Origin of the sequence: Corallococcus sp. AB032C (assembly GCF_003668935.1) — a bacterium.
GTDB lineage: Bacteria > Myxococcota > Myxococcia > Myxococcales > Myxococcaceae > Corallococcus > Corallococcus exiguus.
The window spans coordinates 111,223-136,066 of the sequence record NZ_RAWP01000008.1 but is presented as its reverse complement, the minus strand read 5'-3'; the positions used below and the strand labels follow the sequence as shown (position 1 = coordinate 136,066).

At 68.6% G+C, this 24,844-nt stretch carries 27 protein-coding genes; 16 read left to right on the top strand and 11 right to left on the bottom strand.

The annotated features are described in order from the left end of the window. Nucleotides 1-9 precede the first annotated feature (9 nt). Nucleotides 10-1,227, top strand: coding sequence for a bifunctional phosphopantothenoylcysteine decarboxylase/phosphopantothenate--cysteine ligase CoaBC (coaBC, locus tag D7X99_RS05375; protein ID WP_121776777.1), 1,218 nt, complete (start codon nt 10-12; stop codon nt 1,225-1,227). On the opposite strand, the gene D7X99_RS05370 is transcribed toward coaBC, so the two are convergent. After that, nucleotides 1,213-1,671 carry an SgcJ/EcaC family oxidoreductase gene (locus D7X99_RS05370; protein WP_121776776.1) on the bottom strand — a complete coding sequence of 153 codons (459 nt, stop codon included), beginning with the start codon at nt 1,669-1,671 and terminating at the stop codon, nt 1,213-1,215. The genes coaBC and D7X99_RS05370 overlap by 15 nt on opposite strands. A 62-nt stretch (nt 1,672-1,733) precedes the next feature. Here D7X99_RS05370 and D7X99_RS05365 point away from each other — a divergent pair, with 62 nt between their 5' ends. Beyond that, a complete protein-coding gene (locus tag D7X99_RS05365; RefSeq protein ID WP_121776775.1) occupies nt 1,734-2,111 on the top strand; it encodes a LysR family transcriptional regulator in 378 nt (125 codons plus the stop codon). On the opposite strand, the gene D7X99_RS05360 is transcribed toward D7X99_RS05365, so the two are convergent. After that, nucleotides 2,101-3,159 (bottom strand): SDR family oxidoreductase, encoded by a 1,059-nt coding sequence (locus D7X99_RS05360; protein WP_199756323.1) that lies wholly within the window; start codon nt 3,157-3,159, stop codon nt 2,101-2,103. The genes D7X99_RS05365 and D7X99_RS05360 overlap by 11 nt on opposite strands. Nucleotides 3,160-3,274: 115 nt before the next feature. On the opposite strand from D7X99_RS05360, the gene D7X99_RS05355 reads away from it, so the two are divergent. Beyond that, nucleotides 3,275-4,177 carry a LysR family transcriptional regulator gene (locus tag D7X99_RS05355; RefSeq protein WP_121776773.1) on the top strand — a complete coding sequence of 301 codons (903 nt, stop codon included), beginning with the start codon at nt 3,275-3,277 and terminating at the stop codon, nt 4,175-4,177. 10 nt (nt 4,178-4,187) lie between these two features. On the opposite strand, the gene D7X99_RS05350 is transcribed toward D7X99_RS05355, so the two are convergent. The 4 genes from D7X99_RS05350 to D7X99_RS05335 form a co-directional block, all read right to left on the bottom strand. After that, nucleotides 4,188-4,661 (bottom strand): SMI1/KNR4 family protein, encoded by a 474-nt coding sequence (locus D7X99_RS05350; protein WP_121776772.1) that lies wholly within the window; start codon nt 4,659-4,661, stop codon nt 4,188-4,190. Nucleotides 4,662-4,670: 9 nt separating this feature from the next. After that, nucleotides 4,671-5,063 (bottom strand): hypothetical protein, encoded by a 393-nt coding sequence (locus D7X99_RS43450; protein WP_233613093.1) that lies wholly within the window; start codon nt 5,061-5,063, stop codon nt 4,671-4,673. A 293-nt stretch (nt 5,064-5,356) separates the two neighbouring features. Beyond that, nucleotides 5,357-6,259: a hypothetical protein gene (locus D7X99_RS05340; protein WP_121776770.1), complete on the bottom strand. Its 903-nt coding sequence runs from the start codon at nt 6,257-6,259 to the stop codon at nt 5,357-5,359. Between the two features lie 71 nt (nt 6,260-6,330). Beyond that, entirely contained in the window at nt 6,331-6,738 is a 408-nt protein-coding gene (locus D7X99_RS05335) for a hypothetical protein (RefSeq protein ID WP_120578901.1), read from the bottom strand. Nucleotides 6,739-6,858: 120 nt separating this feature from the next. Here D7X99_RS05335 and D7X99_RS05330 point away from each other — a divergent pair, with 120 nt between their 5' ends. Next, nucleotides 6,859-7,677: a helix-turn-helix domain-containing protein gene (locus tag D7X99_RS05330; protein ID WP_121776769.1), complete on the top strand. Its 819-nt coding sequence runs from the start codon at nt 6,859-6,861 to the stop codon at nt 7,675-7,677. 7 nt (nt 7,678-7,684) lie between these two features. Here D7X99_RS05330 and D7X99_RS05325 read toward each other — a convergent pair whose 3' ends face one another. Then, nucleotides 7,685-8,248: an NADPH-dependent FMN reductase gene (locus tag D7X99_RS05325; protein ID WP_121776768.1), complete on the bottom strand. Its 564-nt coding sequence runs from the start codon at nt 8,246-8,248 to the stop codon at nt 7,685-7,687. 225 nt (nt 8,249-8,473) lie between these two features. Here D7X99_RS05325 and D7X99_RS43085 point away from each other — a divergent pair, with 225 nt between their 5' ends. From D7X99_RS43085 to D7X99_RS05310, 3 genes are read left to right on the top strand one after another with little or no spacing between them, the layout of a single operon-like run. Further along, nucleotides 8,474-9,451, top strand: a complete 978-nt coding sequence (locus D7X99_RS43085) for a uracil-DNA glycosylase family protein (RefSeq protein ID WP_199756322.1) — start codon at nt 8,474-8,476, stop codon at nt 9,449-9,451. A gap of 34 nt (nt 9,452-9,485) precedes the next feature. Next, nucleotides 9,486-10,493, top strand: a complete 1,008-nt coding sequence (locus D7X99_RS05315) for an esterase family protein (protein WP_121776767.1) — start codon at nt 9,486-9,488, stop codon at nt 10,491-10,493. A 13-nt stretch (nt 10,494-10,506) separates the two neighbouring features. After that, complete coding sequence (locus tag D7X99_RS05310) at nt 10,507-11,532, top strand: L-erythro-3,5-diaminohexanoate dehydrogenase (protein ID WP_121776766.1); 1,026 nt, start codon at nt 10,507-10,509, stop codon at nt 11,530-11,532. Here the strand turns inward: D7X99_RS05310 and D7X99_RS05305 are convergent. The 3 genes from D7X99_RS05305 to D7X99_RS05295 form a co-directional block, all read right to left on the bottom strand. Beyond that, nucleotides 11,529-13,307, bottom strand: a complete 1,779-nt coding sequence (locus D7X99_RS05305; RefSeq protein ID WP_121776765.1) for a glycosyl hydrolase family 18 protein — start codon at nt 13,305-13,307, stop codon at nt 11,529-11,531. The two genes, D7X99_RS05310 and D7X99_RS05305, sit on opposite strands and share 4 nt — an antisense overlap. 212 nt (nt 13,308-13,519) lie before the next feature. Continuing rightward, on the bottom strand, nt 13,520-14,125 hold the full coding sequence (locus tag D7X99_RS05300; protein WP_121776764.1) for an ankyrin repeat domain-containing protein: 606 nt from the start codon (nt 14,123-14,125) through the stop codon (nt 13,520-13,522). Nucleotides 14,126-14,202: 77 nt separating this feature from the next. Then, entirely contained in the window at nt 14,203-15,747 is a 1,545-nt protein-coding gene (locus D7X99_RS05295; protein WP_121776763.1) for a catalase, read from the bottom strand. 315 nt (nt 15,748-16,062) lie between these two features. Between D7X99_RS05295 and D7X99_RS05290 the strand changes: the two genes are divergently transcribed. The 5 genes from D7X99_RS05290 to D7X99_RS05270 are packed head-to-tail and all read left to right on the top strand — an operon-like array spanning nt 16,063 to nt 20,104. After that, complete coding sequence (locus tag D7X99_RS05290; RefSeq protein WP_120574364.1) at nt 16,063-17,613, top strand: lysine 5,6-aminomutase subunit alpha; 1,551 nt, start codon at nt 16,063-16,065, stop codon at nt 17,611-17,613. Beyond that, on the top strand, nt 17,610-18,095 hold the full coding sequence (locus tag D7X99_RS05285; protein ID WP_121776762.1) for a hypothetical protein: 486 nt from the start codon (nt 17,610-17,612) through the stop codon (nt 18,093-18,095). Before D7X99_RS05290 ends, D7X99_RS05285 begins: the two co-directional genes overlap by 4 nt. Before the next feature lie 4 nt (nt 18,096-18,099). Then, nucleotides 18,100-18,885 carry an OAM dimerization domain-containing protein gene (locus D7X99_RS05280; protein ID WP_120574362.1) on the top strand — a complete coding sequence of 262 codons (786 nt, stop codon included), beginning with the start codon at nt 18,100-18,102 and terminating at the stop codon, nt 18,883-18,885. Further along, complete coding sequence (locus D7X99_RS05275) at nt 18,882-19,280, top strand: hotdog fold domain-containing protein (RefSeq protein ID WP_199733715.1); 399 nt, start codon at nt 18,882-18,884, stop codon at nt 19,278-19,280. Before D7X99_RS05280 ends, D7X99_RS05275 begins: the two co-directional genes overlap by 4 nt. Then, on the top strand, nt 19,277-20,104 hold the full coding sequence (locus D7X99_RS05270; protein WP_120598006.1) for a 3-keto-5-aminohexanoate cleavage protein: 828 nt from the start codon (nt 19,277-19,279) through the stop codon (nt 20,102-20,104). Before D7X99_RS05275 ends, D7X99_RS05270 begins: the two co-directional genes overlap by 4 nt. 104 nt (nt 20,105-20,208) lie before the next feature. Here D7X99_RS05270 and D7X99_RS05265 read toward each other — a convergent pair whose 3' ends face one another. Continuing rightward, complete coding sequence (locus D7X99_RS05265) at nt 20,209-21,657, bottom strand: FAD-dependent monooxygenase (RefSeq protein WP_121776761.1); 1,449 nt, start codon at nt 21,655-21,657, stop codon at nt 20,209-20,211. A 91-nt stretch (nt 21,658-21,748) separates the two neighbouring features. Here D7X99_RS05265 and D7X99_RS05260 point away from each other — a divergent pair, with 91 nt between their 5' ends. The 4 genes from D7X99_RS05260 (at nt 21,749) to D7X99_RS05245 (ending at nt 24,745) form a co-directional block, all read left to right on the top strand. Next, the gene (locus tag D7X99_RS05260; protein WP_121776760.1) at nt 21,749-22,375 is read left to right on the top strand and encodes a TetR/AcrR family transcriptional regulator C-terminal domain-containing protein; all 627 of its coding nucleotides are present in this window, start codon (nt 21,749-21,751) and stop codon (nt 22,373-22,375) included. A gap of 163 nt (nt 22,376-22,538) precedes the next feature. Continuing rightward, nucleotides 22,539-23,315 carry an SDR family NAD(P)-dependent oxidoreductase gene (locus D7X99_RS05255; protein WP_121776759.1) on the top strand — a complete coding sequence of 259 codons (777 nt, stop codon included), beginning with the start codon at nt 22,539-22,541 and terminating at the stop codon, nt 23,313-23,315. Beyond that, the gene (locus tag D7X99_RS05250) at nt 23,305-24,102 is read left to right on the top strand and encodes a class I SAM-dependent methyltransferase (protein WP_121776758.1); all 798 of its coding nucleotides are present in this window, start codon (nt 23,305-23,307) and stop codon (nt 24,100-24,102) included. Before D7X99_RS05255 ends, D7X99_RS05250 begins: the two co-directional genes overlap by 11 nt. Nucleotides 24,103-24,193: 91 nt before the next feature. After that, nucleotides 24,194-24,745 carry a hypothetical protein gene (locus D7X99_RS05245; RefSeq protein WP_121776757.1) on the top strand — a complete coding sequence of 184 codons (552 nt, stop codon included), beginning with the start codon at nt 24,194-24,196 and terminating at the stop codon, nt 24,743-24,745. Nucleotides 24,746-24,844: the final 99 nt, after the last annotated feature.

Sequence of the window (24,844 nt, the reverse complement as noted above, 5' to 3'; positions counted from 1 at the left end):
TGAAGCCGCATGGACGCATCCGCATTGAAGGGTCGCCGGATCATCGTCGGCGTGGGTGGCGGTATCGCGGCGTACAAGGCCTGCGAGCTGGTGCGTGAATTGGGCCGCGCGGGAGCGGACGTGCGGGTGGCCATGACAGAGGCCGCACGCCAGTTCGTCACCCCGCTGACCTTCCAGGCGCTCGTGGGGCATCCGCCGCTCACGGACTACTTCGACCCGGCGCAGGAGGGGAACTTCGGCCACCTGGACCTGGCCCGCTGGGGAGAGCTCTACGTGGTGGCGCCCGCGACGGCGGACCTGATCGCGAAGATCCGCGCGGGCTTCGGAGGGGATGCGGTGACGACGTCGCTGCTGGCGTTCAAGGGGCCGGTGGTGCTGGCGCCCGCGATGAACGTGGCCATGTGGGAGAACACCCGGACGCAGGAGAACGTGGAGTCACTGCTGAAGGAAGCGCGCTTCAGCACGGTGGGGCCGGGCGCGGGGATGCTGGCGTGTGGAGACGTGGGCGCGGGGAGGTTGGCGGACGTGGGCGCCATCGTGTCCGCGGTGGCGGCGCGGCTGGGAGGCGGTCCGCTCACGGGCAAGACGGTGCTGGTGACGGCGGGCCCCACGCGCGAGTACCTGGATCCGGTGCGATTCATCTCCAATCCGTCCACGGGGAAGATGGGTCTGGCGCTGGCGCACGAGGCACGGGCGTTGGGCGCGAAGGTGACGGTGGTGCTGGGCCCGGTGGGCGCGGTGGATCGCACGGGCCTGGAGGTGGTGGACGTGGTGAGCGCGGAGGACATGGCGCGCGAGGTGCTGTCGCGCGTGGAGTCCGCGGACGCGTTCATCGCCACGGCGGCGGTGAGCGATTGGAGGCCGGAGACGCGCGCGCCGCAGAAGGTGAAGAAGGGCGAAGGCCCGGAGAACCTGAAGCTGGTGCGCACACCGGACGTGCTGCTGGAGGCGTCACGCAAGGTGGCGGGGAAGGCGAAGCGGCCGGTGCTGGTGGGCTTCGCGGCGGAGACGGAGCGGGTGGTGGAGCACGCGCGCGAGAAGCTGGAGCGCAAGGGGCTGGACGCCATCGTCGCCAACGACGTCACCGCGGAGGGCGCGGGGTTTGGGACTGAGACGAACCGGGTGACGGTGATTTCGCGCAGTGGCCCGGACCGGGTGCTGGAGGGCAGCAAGCGCGCGGTGGCGGCGGAGATCCTGTCACTGCTGCTCGTGTCACCGCGCGGCTGAGCGCTTCGGTGTCATCAGCCGCATCACCCAGCGCGCGAAAGCATTGGGTGGCTGGATGCGGGTGTTCTGGAAGGCGGTGAAGTACCAGACGCCTTCAAGCTTCACGGCGACCATGGTCTGGATGGAGCGGCGTGCCTTGGGTGCCTTGCGCTGCCAGCGCAGCTTGATGACGCCTTCGGCGTGGATGAGCGCCACGTCCGGGGCGAGGAAGCGCACGGACTTCACTTCTCCGTCGAGCATCGAGCCCCGGAGGACCCCATCGAAGAGGGCTTGGTGGGCCTCGGCGTTGGCCTGTCGTCCCTTCAAGTGGCTGCCGTCGAAGGCGACGTAGTCCACGTCCTCCGTGAAGCAAGCGGCGTAGGCCTGGGCGTCGCCCTGGCTCCAGCACTCGTAGAGGCGCTGCATGCGCTCACGGATGGCGGCGGCTTCGGTGGGTAGAGACATGGGACCTCACTTTCCGCGCTCATGACTACGGCCCCAGGGGCTCTCTCCACCAGTGATGTTCCATGATGGTTAGAATCACGGGCGTGAATCTCTCCGCCATCGACCTCAACCTGTTCCTCGTGTTGCATGCGGTGCTGGAGTCAGGCCGCGCGACCGGCGCGGCGCGAGAGCTTCACGTCACGCAATCCGCGGTGAGCAACGCATTGGCCCGGCTACGTGACGTGCTGGGGGACCCTCTGGTGGCGGCCCGCTCCGACCTGATTGCGGGAGTGCCCCGCCGTGTCGCCAAGGCCTTCTGCGACATGTTGCCCCTGCGCATGGTGGAGATGCCCTTTCCCTTACCGCGCATGACCAAGTGCCTCATCTGGCACACCCGGACGGATGCGGATCCGGGTGCGCGCTATTTCCGCTCGCTCGTCATCGAAGCGCTCAGGGAATGATCTTGCGGCGGCGGTAGTCCGCGAAGACCTCGCGGAACATCACCTCCGTCTCGATGTGCTCCTGGAACCCGTGGCGGCGTGCCTTGGACGTATCCGCGAGGAAGTCGAAGTTCGTCGAGAACACCCCGTGGGCATGACGCCAGGGGTTGATGTCCTTGTACGAGTGGCGCGCGAGCCCGTGCTTCGCCACCATCCGGTCCCAGAGCGGCGCCTTGTCCGCCATCACGTCGACCAGTGACATGGGAAGGGGAGGGGCCACCTCCAGGTCGAACATGCGGGCGATCTTCGGCCACAGTTCGCTCCAGCGGAACTGATCGCCGTTGTTAATGTTGAAAGCCTGGTTGGCGGCCTTCGGGCTTGTCGCCGCCCACAGCATGGCGTGCGCCAGCAGCCGCGCATCCGTGACATCCATGAGGATGTCGTACGCGGACGGTGGTCCAGGGAAGCGTAGCGGGATGCCCAGTTCCTTCGACATGGACGCGTACGCCGAGAGGGCCAGCCCCGCGTTCATCGGCGTACCCATCGCGTAGCCCACCACGACGGACGGTCGGAGCGCGGACCACGTCCACGCCTTGCCCTGCTGCCGCTGCTCCAGGAAGTCCTGCTGCTCCACGTTGAATTCGGGAGGCATGTGGTGCGCGTCCGTCTCCCGGGCAGGCGTCTTGAACGGTCCCAGGTGCGCGCCGTAGACCTTGTAGCCCTGCATCAGGTTGATGTGCTGGAGGTTCCTGGCGACAGGCTCCACCGCGTTCACCACGTTGACGAGCATGGCGACGTTCGGCGCCACCAGCTCCGCGGGCGTGGGCCGGTCCTGGTAGGCGGCGTAGAAGATGTGCGTCACCTGCGTCAGTCCGCTCAGCTTCTCGCGGCTGTCGGCTGCGTCGAGCAGGTCCACGGAGATGAAGCGCACACCCGCACGTTCTTCGCCTCCGCGCCGCGACAGGCCGATGACCTCCCAGCCGCCGAGCGACTCCAGATGTTCGATGAGGTTGAGGCCAGCGATTCCGTTGGCCCCGACGACCAGGGCCACGTTCTTGGGGGAAGACATGAGGATCTCCATGCGGCCCCACGTGGATCCGTTTTCGGGCCGCACGGGTCTAGTATTCGCGTGCCCTGTCCCGAGGTAGAGCCGTCCCAGGCACAAGGCTTGTGAGTTCAATTCAATGGCGCGTCTGGAAATCAATCGCTCTGGGGAGATGGAGGTCTTCGTCCGGGTCGTGGAGCAGGAGGGGTTCTCCGCGGCGGCGCGGACGTTGCGGATGACGCCGTCGGCGGTCAGCAAGCTCGTCGCACGGCTGGAAGCCCGCCTGGGTGCGCGGCTCATCCACCGCAACACCCGGGGCTTCCAGCTCACCTCCGAGGGCTGTGTTTTCTACGAGCGAAGCGTGCAGGTGCTCGCGGAACTGGAGGCCGCCGAGCGCGGTGTCACGTCGCATGACGCGCCCTCGGGCCGGGTGCGCGTGAACACCAACGTGCCCTACGGCACGCACGTCCTCCTACCGCAGGTGCCAGCGTTCCAGGCCCGCTACCCGGGCATCCGCCTGGACATCGGGCTCACGGACCACGTGGTGGACCTGCTGGAGGATCGCGCGGATGTGGCCATCCGCGCGGGACCACTCAAGTCGTCCAACCTCATCGCGCGAAGGCTGGGCGAGACGCGCAAGGTCATCGTCGGCGCGCCGGCCTATCTGAAGCGCATGGGCACGCCGAAGTCGGCCTCGGACCTGGAGCGGCATACGCGCATGGGCGCCAGTCACACGCCCGCGCTGGAGCAGTGGCCCGTCATGGAGCGTGGCTCCGTGGTGAACGTCCCCGTCTCCGGGACCCTGTTCGCGAGCGACGGCGAAGCGCTGCGGCACCTGGCGCTCGCGGGGGCGGGGCTCGCGCGGATCGCCGCCTTCCAGGTGCGTGAGGACATCAAGGCCGGGCGGCTCAGTGCCGTGCTGGAGGACCGCAACCCCGGAGACACCGTGGTCTTCCACGCGGTGTTCCTCGATCCCGCGAAACAGCTTCCTGCACGCATTCGCGCGTTCCTCGACTACTTCGCCGAAGTGGGCATGGGCTGATTGCTCACTCCTATCCTTCCAGAGGCTCAGTGCTCAGCCAGAACGAGCGGTTGCCGCTGCGCAGCGCCTTCTCCAGGAACTCCGCGAAGGACGATGCGATGCGTTCCACCTCTGGGTACGTTTCGTGGAATGCATCGAGCAGCGGATAGCTTCCGTCTGCCTGCTGCGCGACATCCACGAGGACGTAGTCGCCGTCCTGCATGTCCACCACACAGTAGTGCGTGGCCGGACCAGCGCTGTCCTCGTCTCGTCCAAAAATGGCAGCGCGCGCTCGCTCAATGCGCTCTAGTGGCAGCAGGTGGTAGTTCACATCTGGGAGCGGGGCGAAGAGCGTCGCTCCATTGCAGTGCAGATAGAAGGCTCGCAGGTCCTCGTCCAGCTTCCACCCCATGCGCGCTTCAAAGGCAGCAACCTGCGCGGGCGTGGCGGGCGGACGAGGGTAATGGAGGCGCGAGACTTCGTCGAGCAGGCGCTTCATCGACATGTTTGCTCCTCAGTCCGTGTAAGGCCGTTCGGGGCCCGGCGTGAGCCACTTGCCTCCAGGCGCGTAGCAGGCGGGATACTCGTTGGTGAACACCTTGTGGACGTCCCCAGGGACAGGGATGACGTTGTCAGCGGCTATTGGGGCGCCACCGTGCGCGAGATCGAAGATGTGGTGACCCGCCCAGTTCTCACCTCCGCTCGTCTTCGGCCAGTCTCCGAACTCCGAGCTCCACTTGCGGCGGAAGGACTCTCTCGCGGACTGCCAGGTGTCCCGCCGCCACTTCCCGTCCGATACCGCCGGGTAGTCGCAGCAGCAGTGGGTGATGGCCAGACGCCCGCCTGCCTCCGCGGGCATGAACAGGTAACGTCCCTTCCAGTCGCCCTTGATATCGGCCAACCACATGCAGCCCTTGAGTGCATGGCCCTGCGCCGCGCACTTTGACTCGCAGCGGGATAGGAACGCTGCGCTGCACTGCCAGGGTCCATAATAGATAGTCGTCTGGAGTTGTCCGCCGTCAGGCGTGCTGACGGACCCCACCCACTTCGCCATGGCGGGCTTGCCCGTGGTGCCGATGGTGGCCGAACCGCACGCAAGAAGGGCAAGGGCAGACGCTGCGCTCACGGCACGTTGGATGGCTGGAAGGACTGGCACGGCAAGCAGTGATAGCCCGGCCTGCGCGTATCCGCCAAACAGGCCTAAAGCTGAACAGCCGCCACCTGCCCCGGAGGCCCTTCCACCCCATGAATGAACGTGTGCTGCTCCACGTGCACGGCCTCATGGAAGTCCGGCTCACCGCGCCCGCCATTCCAGTCGACACGGTCCATGCGGATGACACGTGATGAATACGGCAGCAGCGTCGCCGGATCCGTCACCAGCTCCAGTTCCACGTGCGCGTACCTTCCCTTTGTCTCGTCCGTCTGTCCGACAGGTTCCCGCACGAGCTTCAGCTTCACGCACTTGGGCTCCGGCACTGACTCAGAGCAGGGCACTCCCACGTCCAGCCGGACATGCTCCTCCGCGGGGACCTCTTCGGTCTTCTTGCGGCTGGTGCCCACGGACATCGTCGTCGCCACGACCTCCGTCCTCCCTGGCTTGAGTCTCGACCCGTGCCAGATTCCGACCCACTCGTTCCACCGGTTGCGGGCCTCGCGCTCCAGCCCGTTGCTGAGGGCCTTCGCCATCTGGGCCTTCTTCATGGGGCTGACCGGCAGCGCGTCCAGCAGGTCCTGACCGGGGCCGTCCTCCAGCGGATCAATCCCCTGGAAGTCTCCCTGCGCGTCGATGATGGACGCGGCCAGGGGCTCCACGAAGGCAGGGAAGGGGGCTTCGATGATCTCCACGTCCTGGAACACCAACCGCCGACGGCCCTCCCCATCCACGGGCCCCATCCGCATCGCGTACCGGCGCTGCGCCGTCTGTCGGCCGCTCCAGTCCGTCCGCACGTCCACCGTGTGCATCACCCTGATGGTGGACTGCTCCGGCCAGGCGTAGCGCAGCGTCACCAGGTCCTTCCCCTGCGCACCGCCGAGCGTGGCGCAGCCGAGGACTCCGGAGGACAGCGCTGCGATGAAGAGCCACGGGCGCGCGAGGGAAGCCATGTCCCGCACGATAACAACGCCAGCCTGTCCGCGCGGCACGGCGTGAGGCCCGGGCCGCACGGACCAGACACTCAGGCTGTAGCCACCGTCGCACCGCGCCGCAGGCCCGCGTACTCCAGCGCCGCGAACACCGCGACCGCCAGCGCTTGCGCCATGACGAACGCCACCCCCAGGCCCGTGGGCGTCGTCGGCCCGTGCGTCAGCAGCAGCACGCTGTCCACCACCCACGTCACGTTCATCGCGACCACGCACCACACCGGCCAGGCGGGCAGGGTGGCGCGCGACGCCAGGTACACCAGCAGCAGCGCGAAGGGGACCAGCCCCAGCCCCGCCGGGCGCAGGATGGCCGGATCCAGGCCCGTCAGCGCCCCGAGCGGCTCCGCGGCCAGCGCTCCCAACAGGCCCGTCGCCCCGCTGGCGACACCGTCCAGCAGCAGCACGCGGCGCAACAGGCTTCCCGACACGTTCGTCTTGCTCATGGCACACGTTCCCTTCAGTGGAATGGATGAAACGGTGCACAAGATGCGAGGCCAGACACGCGGCGTCGATTACCTCCGAGGGAATGGAAGCAATGACGTGCGCCCCCTATCTTCCCCTCCATGACGAGCCTTCAGCAGAGCCGCCCCGTGGGAGAACTGCTGCGCGGCTGGCGTCAGCGGCGCGGGCTGAGCCAGATGGACCTCGCGTTGCGCGCGGAGGTCTCCACCCGTCACGTGAGCTTCCTGGAGACCGGCCGCTCCCAGCCCAGCCGCGACATGCTTCTGCACCTGGCGGAGGAACTGGACGTGCCCCTTCGCGACCGCAACAGCCTGCTCGTCGCCGCGGGCTTCGCGCCCGTCTTCGCCGAACGCCCCCTGGACGACCCCGCCCTCAGCGCCACGCGCGAGGCCGTGGAGCTGGTGCTCGCGGGCCATGAGCCATACCCCGCGCTGGCGGTGGATCGGCACTGGACGCTCGTCACCGCGAACCGCGCCGTGGGCCTCCTGATGGAGGGCCTGCCGCCGGAGCTCCTGGAGCCCCCCATCAACGTCCTGCGCCTGAGCCTGCACCCCCAGGGGCTGGCCTCCCGCATCGACAACCTGCGCCAGTGGCGCGACCACGTCCTCCACCGCCTGGCCCGGCAGGTGGACGTCTCCGCGGACGCAACGCTCGCGGCGCTGCTGGAGGAGCTGCGCGGCTACTCGGTACCGGATCCCACCCCGGACGCGAGGACTCGCGACTTCGGCGGCGTGGTGGTGCCGCTGCGCATCCGTACGTCGCTGGGGACGCTGTCGTTCTTCGGCACCATCACCGTGTTCGGCACGCCCGTGGACATCACGCTCGCGGAGCTGGCCATCGAGTCGTTCTTCCCCGCGGACCCGGAGACGGCCGAGGCGCTGCGGCGGGCCGCCACGGAGCGGGCCCGCCAGGACACCTGAGCAGCCGCTACGGCTTCACGCGCACCGTGCGCAGCGCCGTGCCCCAGGCCACGACCTGATCCAGCAGCGTGTTCACCTGCTTCTCCTTGGCCGGATCCGGCTTGAAGACGGTGTAGTGCTCGAAGTCGGTGGAGAGGAACAGCTGCACCTGCGCTCGCACCGTGGCCATTTGCAGCTCCGCGGCGACCAGGCGCAGTTGCTCCACCGCGCGCACGCCGCCCGCGCTGCCGTAGCCGACGAAGCCGGCGGCCTTGTTGTTCCACTCCTTGTAGACGTAATCGAGCGCGTTCTTCAGCGCGCCGGACGTGCCGTGGTTGTACTCGGGCGTGACGAACACGTACGCGTCGTAACCCTGCACCGCCGCGCTCCACTTCTGCGTGTGGGCTTGCGTGTACTTGCCCATGGACGGCGGAGTGGGCTCGTCCAGCAGGGGCAGGTTGAAATCCTGGATGTCGACGATCTCGTACGTGGCGTCGCTGCGCTTCTTCGCGATGTCGTGGACCCAGGCCGCGACCTTGTCCGCCTTGCGTCCGGGCCGCGTGCTTCCAACGACGATGGCCACCTTGATCATGTGCGAGGAACTCCTGGGAGAAGGGCGTGGAACCAGCGCCCGCCATCTTCCCCAGGTCCGCCCTGTGGCCAAGGGCGTTACGCCGGGGGTGTGTCCTGATTCGACCAGAGCCCGGGGTCTCCGCCCGGAAGGTGGCGCAAGCCCCGACCCTGGGCTAAGCGTACAGGCAACTTCTCCGGCTGCTTCCTTGCGCCGGGACGGTCCCTCCGATACCGATCCACCACCGTGAACGACGACACGCCTGATTCCATGCAGGAGCTGGCCGACGTGCTCCAGGACGTGCGCCGCCACCTGCTCTGGCAGGAGGAGACCGCGGGCCGGTCGATCCTCGTCGACGCGAAGGTCGCCGCCGAACTCCAGCAGCAGCGCGCCGCCGCCTCGTCCGTGCGCACGATGATCGCCCGGACCAAGGCCCCCGAGCCGGCCGCCGCACCCACGCCTCCCCGGCCCCCGCCGGAGTCCCCGTCGCGCGACACCCTGCACGCCGCGATGAAGCAGCCCCTGGGCGCTGCCCGTCCGTTGGCCGCCGCCACGCCGCCTCCCTCCGCACCGGCACCGGCTCCGGCCATGCTCCTGGACGTGCCCAAGTCGGCGCCCCGCTACAACGGCGCGCTGCCCGGCGTCGTGGAGGGCGAACGCCCCACGCTGGATCAGGTCCGCCGCGAGCTGGGCGACTGCCGCCGCTGCAAGCTGTGCTCGGGCCGCAAGAACATCGTGTTTGGCTCCGGCAACCCTCGCGCGGACCTGGTGTTCGTGGGCGAGGGCCCCGGTGAGAACGAGGACCTCCAGGGCGTGCCCTTCGTGGGCGCCGCCGGGGACCTGCTCACCAAGATGATTGGCGCCATGGGCTTCACCCGGAACGACGTCTACATCGCCAACGTCGTGAAGTGCCGCCCGCCCGGCAACCGCAACCCGGAGCCGGATGAGATCGCCGCGTGCGAGCCCTTCCTGCGCTCGCAGTTGCTCGCCATCCAGCCCAAGGTCATCGTCGCGCTGGGCAAGTTCGCGGCGCAGACGCTGCTCAGGGACACCACCCCCATCACTCGCATGCGGGGCCAGTGGCGCGAATATGAGGGCATCCAGCTCATGCCCACCTTCCACCCCGCGTACCTCCTGCGCAACAGCGCGGAGAAGCGCAATGCGTGGGCGGACCTGCAGCAGGTGATGAAGCTGTTCGGCAAGCACCCGGGCACCAGCGCGTAGAACGCGCGGCGCACCGCGACCAGGAGAGGCACCGATGAAGGGCGTGCTCGAGACGCGTGAAGTGCATTCCCCCGCGCTGGAGAACAACCCGCTGGGAGATCCGGCCCGCCGCCGGCTCACCGTGTACCTGCCGCCGGGCTACGCGGAAGGCACGCAGCGCTACGCGGTCGTCTACTTCCTGCACGCCTTCGGCAACGGCGGCGGCTCGTGGACCAACGTGTCCGGGTTCTCGCCCACCGTGCCGGACCGCCTGGACGCGCTCATCGAACAGGGCGCCATCCCGCCCGTCATCGGCGTCTTCCCGGACGCATGGACGAAGCTGGGCGGCAGCCAGTGGGTGAACAGCGACGCCATCGGCCGCTACCGCGACTACCTGGTCAAGGACATCGTCGGCTTCGTGGACAAGACCTTCCGCACGCTGCCCAAGGCCGCGTCCCGCGCGGTGGCGGGCCACAGCTCCGGCGGCTACGGCGCGCTGGTGATGGGCCGCTACCACCCGGAGGTCTTCTCCCTGCTGGGCGCGCACGCCCCGGACTCCTACTTCGAGTACTCGTACATGCCGGACCTGCCCAAGGCCGCCACCTCGCTGATGAAGGCCGGCGGCGTGGAGGCGTGGGTGACGGAGCTGCGCCAGCGCGCCGTCGCCACCAAGGTGCGCGGCGACGACTTCCCGGTCATCAACATCCTGGCCATGGCGGCGGCGTACTCGCCGAAGAAGGGCGAGCCGCTCAACCTGGAGCTGCCCTTCGAGCAGCACAACGCGAAGCTGCGCCTGGACGTGTGGAACCGGTGGCTCGTGCACGACCCCGTGCGCTTCGTGCCCAAGTTCATGGACTCCTTCCGCAAGCTGAAGACGGTCTACCTGGACGCCGGTACCCGCGATGAGTTCAACCTGCGCTGGGGCACGCGCATGGTGGCGGACGACCTGAAGGCCGGCGGCGTGGACGTGGCGCACGAGGAGTTCGAGGACGGACACTCGGGCGTTTCGTATCGCTTCGAGCGGTCGCTGTCCGTGCTGGTGCCGCTCCTGGCGCGGGACTGATAAGGGGGACGCCATGGATACCTACGGACTGTCGCGCGTCGTGGCGGAGAAGGGCGTGCTGCCGCAGCGCGCTCGCAAGCTGGACCCCTCGCTGCCGTGCCGCGAGGCGGAGCTGCTCATCGACGTGGAGAGCCTCAACATCGACGCCGCGTCCTTCAAGCAGATCAAGGACGACGTGGGCGGCGACCCCGCGCGCATCGCATCCCGCATCCAGGACATCGTCCTCGAGCGCGGCAAGATGCAGAACCCCGTCACCGGCTCCGGCGGCATGCTCATTGGCCGTGTGAAGGAGCTGGGCCCGAAGCACCCCGCCAACGGCGTGCTCAAGCCGGGCGACCGCATCGCCACGCTGGTGAGCCTGACGCTCACGCCGCTCGTCATCGAAGAGGTGAAGGCAGTGCACGCGGACATCGACCGCGTGGACATCCGCGGCCATGCGCTGCTCTTCGCGAGCGGCATCTACGCGAAGCTCCCCACGGACATGCCGGACACGCTGTCCCTGGCGGCGCTGGATGTCTGCGGCGCGCCCGCGCTGGTGGCGCGCTACGTGCGCCCGGGCATGACGGTGGCGGTGCTGGGCGCGGGCAAGAGCGGTGCGCTGTGCCTGGCGCAGGCCCGCCGCAGCCTGGAGAGCCGCGGCAAGCTGCTGGCGCTGGACATCTCCCAGAAGGCACTGGACGCGCTGTCCGCCATTGGCCTGTGCGACGAGGCCATGAAGGTGGACGCCACCCAGGGCGTGGACGTGATGGAGGCCGTGTCGAAGGCGACCAACGGTCAGCTCTGCGACCTGGTCGTCAACTGCGCCAGCGTGGGCAACACGGAGATGGCGTCACTGCTGTCCGTGAAGGACGGCGGCACGGTCATCTTCTTCTCCATGGCCACCAGCTTCACCACGGCGGCCCTGGGCGCGGAGGGCGTGGGCAAGGACGTCACCATGCTCGTGGGCAATGGCTACGTGCCCGGCCACGCCACCCTCACGCTGGACCTGCTGCGCACCGAACCGTCGCTGCGCCAGCTCTTCGAGTCCCGCTACGTCTAGGGCTTGAGGAAGGCCGTGTGCACGGCCTGCATCAGCGGATCCTTGGAGCCGCCCACCAGGGTCTTGGGCATGTGGCCCTGGTTGATGGTCCAGATGATGCTGCCGCCCAGACCCTTCTCCCGCGCCCAGCGGCCCTTCTCCGACACGGACGCGACGTCCTCGTAGGAGATGTAGTTGCAGGCCTGCGGGCCGTACGCGGTGGGGAAGGAGAGGTAGGGCGACTTGGCGACGTCGTCCCAGCGGTACGCCTCCGGCTTGTAATAGAGCGCCTGGATGTTGGCGTAGCTCATCGCGTTGTCGCTCTGCTCCTCCGCGATGTCGTCGCGCCCGTCCAGCGGGGTGCCCGGCTCCGTGATGCCCTTCCAGCAGGTGCCGAAGAAGCCCACGCCCACGCCCATGCGCTGCGGAGGCACGCCCGCGTCCAGGAACGCCTGCACGGAGCTGGCGACGGAGCTGGGGTGTCCGGGGTTCTCACCGAAGAGCGCGCTGGAGTGCCAGCTCTGCCACTGCCCCCAGTGGCCGCTCATCTTGTAGGCCATGACGTTCATCTGGTCCACGCGGGCGGCCAGCTGCCGGTGGAACTCCGCGTCCACCTTGCCCAGCGCGAAGTTGGAGTTCACCCAGCCGATGGGCACCGTGATGATGATGTTCTCGTCCGCGGCGCGCAGGTCGTCCAGCAGCGCCAGCAGCGGCGCGCTGTCCTGCGGCAGGAGGATGGGCTCCCAGTCGACGTCCACGCCGTCGAACTGCAGCTCGTGCATGGTGTTGATGATGTTGCGCACGAAGTTGCGGCGCTTCTCCAGCGTCTCCGTCGCGGCCCGGAAGCCGTCGTACTCGCCCATGCCGCCCAGCATCAGCAGCGCCTTCTTGCCCGCCTCGTGCGCCCGCACCGCCAGCGCTCGGGCCATCGCCGGGCCCTGCACGGGGTCCACGTCGAAGTCGGTATAGAGCGTGCCGTCGATGCGCGGACGGATGCGGCCCACCACGATGTGCGTGAGCAGTGACATGTCCACGGCCTCCACCGGGTACAGGTCGCGCTGGTAGCCCACCCAGTAGCCCATCACCCAGTGGGTGGGCGCGCCACCCGGACGCGGCGTCACCTGGGCCGTCTGGCGCGTGCAGGGGCCTTCCCCCATCTCGTTGGCGGCGCAGACGGTGAAGGTGTACGCCGTTCCGTTGTCGAGGTTCTCGATGAGCGTGCCTGACGACGGCGCGTCCACTCGCTGCACCCGGCTGCCCGGCTCCACCATGACCTTGAAGTACGACAGCGGCCGGCCGCCGTAGCTCGCGGGCGCGAGCCAGCTCACGTACGCTTGGCCGTTGCCCGCGGTGGGCACCACCGAGCGCGGCTGTCCCGGCACCGTGGGGTTCGGGATGCTCATGCCCGCCTTCGGCGTCACCAGGTCCGTCTCCACGGAGGCCTGGCCCTCGCCCATCGCGTTCACCGCGGCGACCTTGAAGACGTAGGTGAAGCCGTTGTTCAGCCCCAGCACCGTGGCCTGCGTGTCGGGCACCTTCACCAGCGCGCCGCCGCACTCAGGGACGCAGCGCACCACGTAGTAGAGCAGCGGGCTGCCGCCATCGCCGGGCGGCACCGTCCATGTCACCAACGCGGTCGCGTCCCCGGCCTGCGCGACCACCTGCTTCGGTGCTTCAGGGGGGGTGAGCGGCGCCTCTGGTTTGTCTGGACCCCCGCCAAAATCGCAACCGCTCAACATCACCGCGAGGGCCAGCCCCACCCACCCACGCACTGGCATTGCCCGATGGCTTTTCATCCCGGCACTCCTGGAAGGATGCGGGATGTTATGCGGCCAACCCCCCAGTCGGAGTCAAGTCTACCTGGAAAAATGTGGCAATTTTGTATGAATTGGAATTCGTGTATTAAACCGACTAATCCCATTCCTCCAGAGAATCACGAAACCTCAGCGGATGGGAAATCGGTCTCCTGAGAACGGCTGGTGTGGGGGCTGCCAGCGGGTGTCTTGCTTCACCTCGCCTGGGCGGTAGGTCCGGCGGGCGCCACGGGGGCGTCGGGGACCTGGGTCCGGGCCCAGTCGTTGGCCGAGCGGCCGCTGGCGTCGCGCACCGCGGGGGAGGCTCCCTGGTGGCGCAGCTGGTCGGCTACCTCCGTGCGGCCGAAGAGGACGGCGAACATCAGGGCCGTCTGGCCCAGCCGGTTGGTCTGGTCCACCGCGCAGGTCTGGGCGGAGAGCAGCTTCACCACGTCCGCGTAGCCCTTGAAGGCTGCGCCCATGAGGGCCGTGTTGCCCCGGCTGTCACCCGCGCACGCGTCCGCCCCGGCGTCGAGCAGCGCCTGCACCGTCCGGGTGTGGCCGTGGTAGGCGGCGAGGATGAGGGGGGAGAAGCCTCGCGTGTCGCGGGCCTCCACGGGCGTGCCGGCCTTGACGAGCCCTTGGACGATGTCCGTCTCGCCCTCGCGCGCGGCGGCGAGCAGGTAGCGCTCCGCATCGCTGGTGGCGAGCAGCCGTCCGGCGGGCGTCGCCGGAGCGCGCAGGGACATCCACGCGGCGGTCAGCACCGTGCACACCAGCATCACCAGACCCAACGAACCGAGCAGCAGCTTGCGAACCATGAGGGCGTCTCCGGCGAAGGAAGCGTGAAGGGGAGATGGGGCCGCCGTGGCGTCACCGGCGGCCCCGGTGCGTCAGGTCACGGCTGGCCGGTGGTGGCGAGCGGGGCGATGGTGGCCTTCGCGTCGTCCAGCTTCACGTTCACGGCCTTGGCCAGGCGCGTGCCGTAGTCCGCGTTGGCCGCGTAGAAGTGGCCCACCATGCGCGCCTTGACCTTCGCGTCGCGCACCTGGCCCAGGTCGCCGGCCAGGTTCTGGATGAGCCGCTCCTTGCCGCCCGCGTCGAGCGCCGTCCAGAAGGCACCCGCCTGCGCGAAGTTGTCCGTCTTCGCGATGGGGCGCTGCTGCGTGGTGCCGGAGAGCGGCGCGTTGGAGAAGAGGGCGGAGGGCGTGTCCTGCGTCTCACGCGTGACGCTGGGCTCGTAGTTCACGTCCGACTTCGTGTTGCCGCTGTTCATCGCGCCGGCCTGGCTGTTGTTCTCCACCGCGGCGCGCGCGCGGTTCACCGGCAGCGACAGGTAGTTGGCGCCCAGGCGGTAGCGCTGCGTGTCCGCGTAGGAGAAGAGGCGGCCCTGCAGCAGCCGGTCCTCGGACGGCTCGATGCCCGGCGGCATCACGCCCGGGGAGAAGGCGGACTGCTCCGTCTCCTCGAAGAAGTTGTCCGGCATCTTGTTGAGGGTGAACCTACCCAGCTTCACCGGCGGCAGCTTGTCCTTGGGCCACTCCTTGGTGGCGTCCAGCGGATCGAACGTGAAGCCATCCAGGTCCTTGGGATCCAGCACCTGCACGCTCAGCTCCCACGAGGGGAACTTGCCGGCCTGGATGTTCGTGTAGAGGTCGTGCGTGGCGTGCTGGAAGTCCTCGCCGCCCAGCTTCGTGGCCTCCTCCACGGTGAGGCCCTTCACGCCCTGCTGCGACTTCCAGTTGAACTTGACGTACTTCACCTGGCCCTTGGCGTTGACGAACTTGAACGCGTGCACGCCGTTGCCGTCCATCTGCCGGTAGCTCGCCGGGATGCCCAGCTCCGTATAGAGCTGGGTGAGCATGTGCGTGGATTCTGGCTGGTGACTGAAGAAGTCGAAGAAGCGGTTCGGGTCCTGCCGGTTGGTGATGGGGGACGGCTTCAGCGAGTGCACCATGTCCGGGAACTTGATGGCGTCACGGATGAAGAAGATGGGCAGGTTGTTGCCGACCAGGTCCCAGTTGCCCTCGTCCGTGAAGAACTTCAGCGCGAAGCCGCGCGGATCCCGCAGCGTCTCCGGTGAACCGCTGGGGTGAATGACCGTGGAGAAGCGCACGAACATCGGCGTCTTCTTGCCCTTCTGGGAGAAGACGGACGCGCGCGTGAGGTTGGAGAAGTCGCCGTAGCTCTCGAAGGAGCCGTAGGCGCCCACTCCGCGCGCGTGCACCACGCGCTCCGGGATTCGCTCACGGTCGAAGCGCGCGAGCTTCTCGATGAGGGCGAAGTCCTCCAGGAGGATGCCGCCCCGCGGGCCGGCCGTCTTGGAGCTCTGGTTCGTGCCCAGCGGCGCGCCCGAGTCGGTGGTGATGGGCGGAGGATTGCCGGCGGCGAGGACGGGGGCTCCAGACAGCAGGACGGCGAGCATCAACGAGCGTCGGTTCAAGGGGAACTCCTTGGGTTACGGGGGAACCGGGCCACCTCTAAAGCACGCCTCGTGCCGACCCCTGGGTTCTTGTGAATTCAATGGGTTGAGCCTGGATGCTCCAGTCCAATCACCGGCTTTTCGGTGATTCAACCGAAATGGCGGTGGCGTTGGTCACCGCCCTGTCGGTGTCCAGGCGTGCAGCGAGCTTTCGGTGAGAAGGTTCCTGCGTGATGCGTCTCGCCATTCAAGAGGCGCGGTGCGGCATCGTTTGCTGGCGGTGCGGGCGCCTGTGTTCTTGCGCAGAAGGGCGCGGGGCTCGGGTAGGGTGCGCGCATGTCAGGCCCGTTCATCGACGACGCGCGGATTGCCGAAGCGCGCAAGCTGGCGGACGAGATCGTCAATCCGATCTTCGACCTCATCCAACGCAACACCACTGTTTCCAATGAGCGCACCGTCTTGCGCTTCTTTGGCATTTCCGGCGCGGGTACGCGTGGCGTACCCCTGGCCAACCTCATGGTGGACAAGCTGCAGTCCGCCGGAGTGCTCAACCGGGGCGCCGCGTACTGGTACGGCCGCGCGCTTCAGCTGGGCGCTAGCAGTCCACTGGACGCCGTGGAGCGCATCACCGCGCTGCCCACGGACAAGCTGGGCGCGCTGTCTCCAGAGATGGAGGCCAACCTGCGGGACGCCGTGCGCGAGGAGGCTCGCGCGGCGATGGCGGAGCTGAAGTCCCGCATCGCCCAGCGCAACGCCCTGCGCGAGCAGTTCCCCATGTCGCCCGCGCCGCACAAGTACGTCATCGTCGCCACCGGCAACATCTACGACGACGTGGACCAGGCGCGCGCGGCGGCGCAGGCGGGCGCGGACGTCATCGCGGTCATCCGCTCCACGGCGCAGTCGCTGCTGGACTACGTGCCGCACGGCGCGACGACGGAGGGCTACGGCGGCACCTACGCCACCCAGGAGAACTTCCGCGTGATGCGCGAGGCCCTGGATGACGAGAGCCGCAAGCTCAAGCGCTACATCCAGCTGACCAACTACTCGTCCGGCCTGTGCATGTCGGAGATCGCCTTCTGCGCGGCGTACGAGCGGCTGGACATGCTCCTCAACGACGCGATGTACGGCATCCTCTTCCGCGACATCAACATGCGGCGGACGTTCATCGACCAGTACTTCAGCCGCCGCATCTGCGCCCTGGCCGGCATCATCATCAACACCGGCGAGGACAACTACATCACCACCGCGGACGCCTACGACGCGGCCCACACCGTCATCGCCAGCCAGTTCATCAACGAGTGCTTCGCCAAGCGCGCGGGCCTCAAGGACTGGCAGCTGGGCATCGGGCACTCGTACGAAATCGACCCGTACCGCGACGACACGCTGCTGCTGGAGCTGTCGCAGGCGATGCTGGTGCGCCGCTGCTTCCCGGACGCGCCGCTCAAGTACATGCCGCCCACGAAGCACAAGGAGACGGACATCTTCTTCAGCCACGCGTACGACGTGATGGCGGACCTGGTGGCCATCTGGACGCGGCAGGGCATCCAGCTGTTGGGCATGATGACGGAGGCCATGCACACGCCGCTGCTCGCGGACCGGTACGTGGCGCTCAAGTCCGCGTCGTACATCCACCGCGCGGCGCGGGGCATCGACGAGGAGTTCACCGTTCGCGAGGACGGGAAGATCGCCAACCGCGCGCGGGAGGTCTTCGCCAAGGCGGAGGAGCTGCTGCGCGAGTGCCACACCGAGGGCATGGTGGCGGCCATCGGCAAGGGGCGCTTCGGCGACGTGAAGCGCGAGGAGACCGGTGGCAAGGGCCTGGACGGCGTGCTGGAGAAGGCGCCGGATTACTTCAATCCGTTCCTGGAAATGCTGGAGGCGTCATGATCCTGAGTACCTTTGTTGCCGTGATGGTGGCCGCGGGCGGCAGCGCGGATGCGTTGAGCAGCGTCACGGTGAAGAACATCGCGCTGAAGGCCCCGGCGGCGTGGACGCGCTCCAGTGTGGACGGCTCGGAGAAGTTCCTGGCGCCCTCTGGCGACGCGTACTTCATGGTGGACGTGGGCACGGTGCAGACCGCGGGCATGAAGGCGGAGCTGTGCCGCACGAAGATCCTCGCGAACATGGGCGGCGACAGCTGGACGATGCTGAAGGTCGGCGGCCAGCCGGCGGCCACGAAGATGGACACGGACGCGGCGCCGGACGGCAGCGGCAACGTGGACACCGTGACGTACGTGGGCTGCAACGGGAAGACGACCTGGTCGGTGGTCTTCTACATGGAGCAGGGCAAGAAGGACCGTTTCTCCGCGGTGGCCGAGAAGGTGGGCACCAGCGTGTCGTTCACGCCGCCCAAGGGCAAGAAGGGCTAGTTCGATGGTGAAGCCGAGCAAGCAGATCATCCGCCCCTACGGCGACCGTCGCGACGACGGCATGGTGCAGCTGTCGTTCACGCTGCCGGTGCCGCTGTCGGAGAAGGCCAAGGAGGCCGCCGCCCAGTTCACGAAGAAGATGGGCTTCACGGACGTGAAGGTGGCCGCCGCCGAGCGCGCGGCGGACCAGTACACGTTCTTCGTCGTCTACGCCCGCTCCAACGTGACGCTGGACTACGCGGAGATCGACGTGCCGGAGGTGGTGGTGCGCAAGATGGGGTTCAACGACCTCAACGCGCTCATCAAGGAGAAGGTGCGCCGGCGCATCGTCGTCTTCGGTGCGTGCACGGGCACGGACACGCACACGGTGGGTATCGACGCCATCCTGAACATGAAGGGCTACGCGGGCGACTACGGCCTGGAGCGCTACCCCGGCTTCGAGGCGTTCAACCTGGGCAGCCAGGTGCCCAACGAGGACCTGATCAAGAAGGCCACCGCGAAGCACGCGGACGCCATCCTGGTGTCCCAGGTCGTCACGCAGCGCGACGTGCACAAGGACAACTCGCGCCAGTTCATCGACGCGGCGAAGGCGGCGGGCATCCACGGCAAGACGCTCCTGCTGCTGGGCGGGCCGCGCGTGGACCACAAGCTGGCGCTGGAGCTGGGCTTCGACGCGGGCTTCGGGGCGGGCACCAAGCCGTCCGACGTGGCGAACTACATCGTGCACGCGGTGATGAAGAAAGAGGGCACGGAGTCCGCGGACTCCCACTACCAGGGGGAACCCACGTGAGCACTGGCACCAAGGCGGTACTGCGGCTGCGCATGGGCAGCCACGACGCGCACTACGGCGGCAACCTGGTGGACGGAGCGCGGATGCTCGGTCTGTTCGGGGACGTGGCCACGGAGCTGTGCATCCGCTCGGATGGGGACGAGGGGCTGTTCCGCGCCTACGACTCCGTGGAGTTCCTGGCCCCGGTGTACGCGGGCGACTTCATCGAGGCGGAGGGCGAGATCATCAGCGAGGGCAACACGTCGCGGAAGATGCGCTTCGAGGCTCGCAAGGTCATCAAGCCCCGGACGGACGTGAATGACTCGGCGGCGGACGTGCTGCCGGAGGCGGTGGTGGTGTGCCGCGCTTCGGGCACCTGTGTCGTTCCGAAGGACAAGCAGCGGGTGAAGCGATGAGCAAGCCCATGGTCCTCACCGCCGCCCTGGTGGGCGCGGAGACGACGCGCGAGCAGACGCCGTACCTGCCCATCACCGCGGAGGAGATCGCGGAGGACGCGGCGAAGTGCCGCGAGGCCGGCGCGGCGATGGTGCACATCCACGTGCGCACGGCGGAGGGCAAGCCGTCGCAGGACGCGGAGCTGTTCCGCGCGGCCATCCGTGCCATCCGCAAGCGCACGGACGTGCTCGTCCAGGTGTCCACGGGCGGCGCGGTGGGCATGGGCGTGGACGAGCGGTGCGGCGGGCTCACGCTCACGGGCGCGGACAAGCCGGACATGGCCACGCTCACCACGGGCACGGTGAACTTCGGGGAAGAGGTGTTCTGGAATCCCCGGCCGCTGGTGCGCGACATCGCGAAGCGCATCAAGAGCATTGGCCTCAAGCCGGAGCTGGAGTGCTTCGACGTCGGGATGATCGACGAGGCGCGCTACCTGGCGAAGGAGGGGCTGGTGGAGTTGCCGGCGCACTTCGACTTCGTGCTGGGCGTGCCGGGCACGCTGCAGGCGCGGCCGGAGGTGCTGGACTTCATGATCGCCTCGCTGCCGGAGGGGAGCTCCTGGACGGTGGCGGGCGTGGGGCGCCAGCAGCTCCCGTTCGTGGAAGAGGCCGCGAAGCGCGGCGGCAACGCGCGCGTGGGCCTGGAGGACAACATCTACCTGTCCAAGGGCGTGCTCGCGAAGGGCAACTTCGAGCTGGTGGCGGAGGCCGCGAAGCGGGCCCGTGCCGCCGGCCGTGAGATTGCCTCCCCCGAGCAGGCCCGGCAGCTGCTGCGCCTGGGCTGAGGTTTCACACGCGGAGCCATCACGTGAGGCCCGGGAGCGGACCCGCCCCGGGCCTTCGTGTTTCGTCTCCGCGATGCTCGAACGCGGTGCGGCCTCCCGGCTGCTTACGCGGCCCAGGCCCAGCCGACATGGCCGTCCGGGCGCACCAGCAGGCCGCCCACGCCTTCGAAGTCCGCGCGTCCCAGGCGACCGCGCAGTGTCGTCACCTGGGAGGGCCAGCCGGGTTCCCAGCGGGGCAGGGGGCGTGCGTCGTCCTCGCCCAGACCCAGCAGCAACCATCGGCCCGGATGCAGCGCCGCGTAGAGCCGCGCGTCCGTGCCGAGCTCCACGTCGCTCAGGCGTCGGCCGCACCACTCGGACAGCAGCGGTGAGGGTGTCTCTGGCGCGGGCACGTCCAGCGGCGCGTAGCCCACGTCGAGCGCGCCGATGTTGTCCGCGAGCTGGCGGTTCAGCCGGGGCTCGCGGAGCAGGCCGCTCAGCAACTCACGCAGGGCCAGCGTCTCCCGCGTGGCGCCAATGAGCGCGGTCTGCGCCAGCGTGTTGTGGATCAGCGCTTCACCCACGGGACGGCGCTCGCGCGAGTAGCTGTCGAGCAATGCCTCCGGCGCACCATCCTTCACCACCGCCGCGAGCTTCCATCCCAGGTTCATCGCGTCCTGAAGACCGACGTTGAGCCCCTGGCCTCCCGCCGGGAAGTGAATGTGCGCGGCGTCGCCCGCGAGCAGCACGCGCCCCTCGCGGTAGCGCTCCGCGAGACGCGTCTCGTTGCCGAAGCGGGACAGCCACCGGGGCTCGCGCATGCCGAAGTCAGAGCCCGCGATGCGCAGCGTGCTCTCCCGCAGCTCCTCCAGCGTGACAGGCTCGCGCACCGGCGCCTTCTCCCTGAGCGGGTCGTTGACCACGATGCGGTGGATGCCCGGCGACATGGGCACCACCATCACGCCGCCCCGCTCGTTCGAGATGCCGAGGGCGGGCTGGGCCGGCGGCGCGCCCAACGTCACGTCGCCCAACACCGACGTGCGCGTCACGTCCGTCCCTGGGAACGGGATGCCCGAAAGCCTCCGCACCGCGCTCCGGGCTCCGTCCGCGCCCACCACGAAGCGGGCGCGGATGCGGAACGTGCCCGCGTCCGTGGAGCCCTCCAGGTCCACGCCCTCGTCGTCCTGGCGCAGGGCCTCCACCGTGTGGCCGCGCCGCACGAACACGCCCAGCTCGCGCGCCCGTTCTTCCAGCAGGGCCTCCGTCACCGCCTGCGGAAGGAACAGCGTGTAGGGGAAGCGCGTGTCCAGGACGCTGAAGTCCAGGCGCGTGTCGAGCATCGCGAAGTGGCCGGTGGGCAGCGGCCGTCCCCGCTCCAGGAACCGGCCCTCCAGCCCTCGCAGCGCCAGCACCTCCAGCGAGCGCGGATGCAGCGTCAACGCCCGGGACTCGCGCACGGCCTCCACACGCCGCTCGAACAGCTCCACCCGGACGCCCGCCAGGGCCAGCTCGCACGCGAGCCACAGCCCGGTGGGACCTCCTCCCACCACCGCCACATCGAGGACCTCCGCCATGACCGACCTCCCGCCCGAAGGCGTCAAGCTAACGTTGTTAGGGATCAGCTAACGGCGTTAGATTGTCAAGCCAGCGAGGGTCAACGCGGGCATGCGAATCCAGCGGGAGCAGGTGGTGGCGGCGGCGTGGACGCTGCTGGACGAGCACGGCCTGGAGGGCCTCACGATGCGCGTCCTGGCGAAGGCGCTCTCCATCCAGGCCCCGTCGCTGTACTGGCACTTCGCGGGCAAGCAGGCCCTGCTGGACGCGATGGCGGACACGCTGGTGCGGGACGTGGCGCGCACGCTGACGCCGGAGTCGCCGTGGGAGCCGGTGGTGCGCACGGTGGCGGAGGAGCTGCGGCGCGCGTTCCTGGCCCACCGGGACGGCGCCCGCGTCTACGCCGGCACCATCGTGGTGTCCGAGCACACGCTGCGCGTCTCCGACACGGTCATCGGCGCGCTGACACGGGCGGGGTTCGACTCGCGAGCGGCGGGCTGGGCGGCCTTCACCGTGCTCGACTACGTGCTCGGCTTCACCATCGAGGAGCAGGGCTTCACCGCGCAGGACGCCGAAGCGAAGGAGCGGGAAGGGGCGCTGCGTCAGCTCGCCTCTGCGCGCTATCCGCACGCGGCTGGTGCGGTGGACGCCATCCTGGACCGCGACTTCGAGCGCCGGTTCGCCTTCGGGCTGGACCTGCTCGTCGCGGGCATCCGCTCGCGGCTGTCCACGCCGTAGCGCGTCGCTGTCAGGTTCCCTCCGCGCATTTCGTCCCGCTGCCCGGCACGCAGCGTACCCGCCGACACCGCCCATACGTCTCGGCTGTCCGCGCCGGATGGCTCGGGCATCATGCCGCGCATTCCTCCCGCTCTGACGGGAGCCCACGAGGAGTCGCGCAGCGATGGACACGGGACTGCAGGGCAAGGGCGTGCTGGTGACGGGCGGCGCGGGCGGCATCGGCTCCGCGCTGGTGCGGGCGTTCGCGGGCGAGGGCTCGAAGGTCGCGGTGCACTACCATCGCAGCCAGGAGAAGGCGGCGGCGCTCGCGCGCGAGGTGGGCGGCGCGGCCGTGCGCGCGGACCTCACGGTGGAGGCGGACGTGGACGCGCTGGTGCCCCAGGCGGTGAAGGACCTGGGCCGGCTGGACGTGCTGGTGTGCAACACCGGTGTGTATCCCGCGCCCGATGAGCCGCTGTGGCGGATGTCGCTGGAGCGCTGGCGGCGCACGCTGGCGCAGAACCTGGACAGCGTGTTCTTGAGCTGCCGCGCGTTCCTGCGCCACGTGGAGACCACGGGCACGGGCACCATCGTCATCATCAGCTCCACGGCGGGCCTCTTCGGTGAGGCGGGCCACACGGACTACGCGGCGGCGAAGGGCGCGCTGGCGGCGGGCTTCGTGAAGAGCCTGAAGAACGAACTGCACCGCATCGCGCCCATGGGCCGCGTCAACGTGGTGTGCCCGGGCTGGACGGAAGTGGATCGCAACCGCGACAAGCTGGGTGACCCGAAGTTCGTCGGCCGCGTCACGCGGACGATGCCGTTGCGCAAGGTGGGGCAGCCGGAGGACGTGGCGCGCGTCGTGGTGACGCTTGCGTCGGATCGCATCTCCGGACACGTGACGGGCGAGGTCGTCACCGTGGCCGGGGGCATGGAAGGACGGGTGCTGCATGAAGACTGACCTGGACGTGCGGACGTACAACCGCGAGGCGTGGAACGGCGAGGTGGGACGCGGCAACCGGTGGACGTTGCCGGTGTCCCCGGAGGTCATCGCCGCCGCGCGACGGGGCGACTGGAGCGTGGTGCTCACCCCGACGAAGCCCGTGCCTCGCGCGTGGTTCGGGGACCTGAAGGGCAAGGACGTGCTGGGCCTGGCGAGCGCGGGCGGCCAGCAGTGTCCGGTGCTCGCGGCGGCGGGCGCGAACGTCACCGTGTTCGACAACTCGCCCGCGCAGCTGGCGCAGGACCGCAAGGTTGCCGAGCGCGAGGGTCTCACGCTCCAGTACGTGGAGGGCGACATGCGCGACCTGTCCGCGTTCGCCGACGGGAGCTTCGACCTCATCTTCCACCCGTGCTCCAACTGCTTCGCGGAGGAGATTCTCTCGGTGTGGCGCGAGGCCTTCCGTGTGCTGCGTCCGGGCGGTGTGCTCCTGTCGGGCATCTGCAACCCGGTGCGCTACCTCTTCGACCCGGCGGAGGAGGAGAAGGGCGTGATGCGGCTCAAGTACACGATGCCGTACTCGGACTTCACCAGCCTCACGCACGAGGAGCGCCGCCGCTACACCGACAAGGATGAGCCCATGGTCGTGGGCCACTCGCTGGAGGAGCAGCTGGGCGGACAGATGGAGGCGGGCTTCGTGCTCACGAACCTGTTCGAGGACAACTACGAAGGGGGGAAGGACCTGCTCTCCACGTTCATGCCCACCTTCATGGCCACGCGTGCCCTGAAGCCTGTATCGCGTTCGTGACACAGAAGGGCGTTGCACCTGGCCGCCGCGAAAGCCTACAGGTGAGATGTCCGGGTCCTCCCGGACATCCCCCCATTCGTAGGAGTCGTCCATGAAGGTGTCGCTGCGTCTTTCCGCGGTCGTGCTGTTGGGTGTGTCGCTGCTGGGCCTGGGCTGTGAGGGTGCGGACGCGAGGGACTCGCTGCAGGCCATCGAGGCGGGCGCGCAGGTGAAGGTGGATCCCGCGCTGGCGGAGGTGAAGCAGGGTGCCGTGGGTGACACGCTGATGCGCTGCACGCAGCCGCAGGATGGCAGCTACCTGGAGGTGGTCCAGACCTCCACGGGCTACGAGGCGGCCACGGTGGTGGAGGCCTATGACCCCTGGGACTGCCGCTGCACGTATGAGAAGCGCACGGTGCTGGGGCAGTACACGCAGTGCCTGCGCTCCACGGTGGATCCGCGCATCATGAATTGCTACCGCGTCGAGCCCGGTGGCTCGATTGGCAAGGTGGTGCTGTCCACCACGCGCGTGCAGCGCACGCAGATGGTCATCGGCAGCACGCAGACGGTGTCGTACACGGACCTGAGCATCGCGGCCATCAACCAGGACCCGGGCCACACGCCTCGCCAGGACTTCACCTACGGCCTGGCGGACTGCCAGTAGCCAGCGGTTTTCCGGAGGCGATTTAACCTTCGGCGGGCTCCGGGGTTTTGAGTGTCAGAGCGCGACGGGAAGCAGGCTGCACGGCTGCTCCCGGAGCGT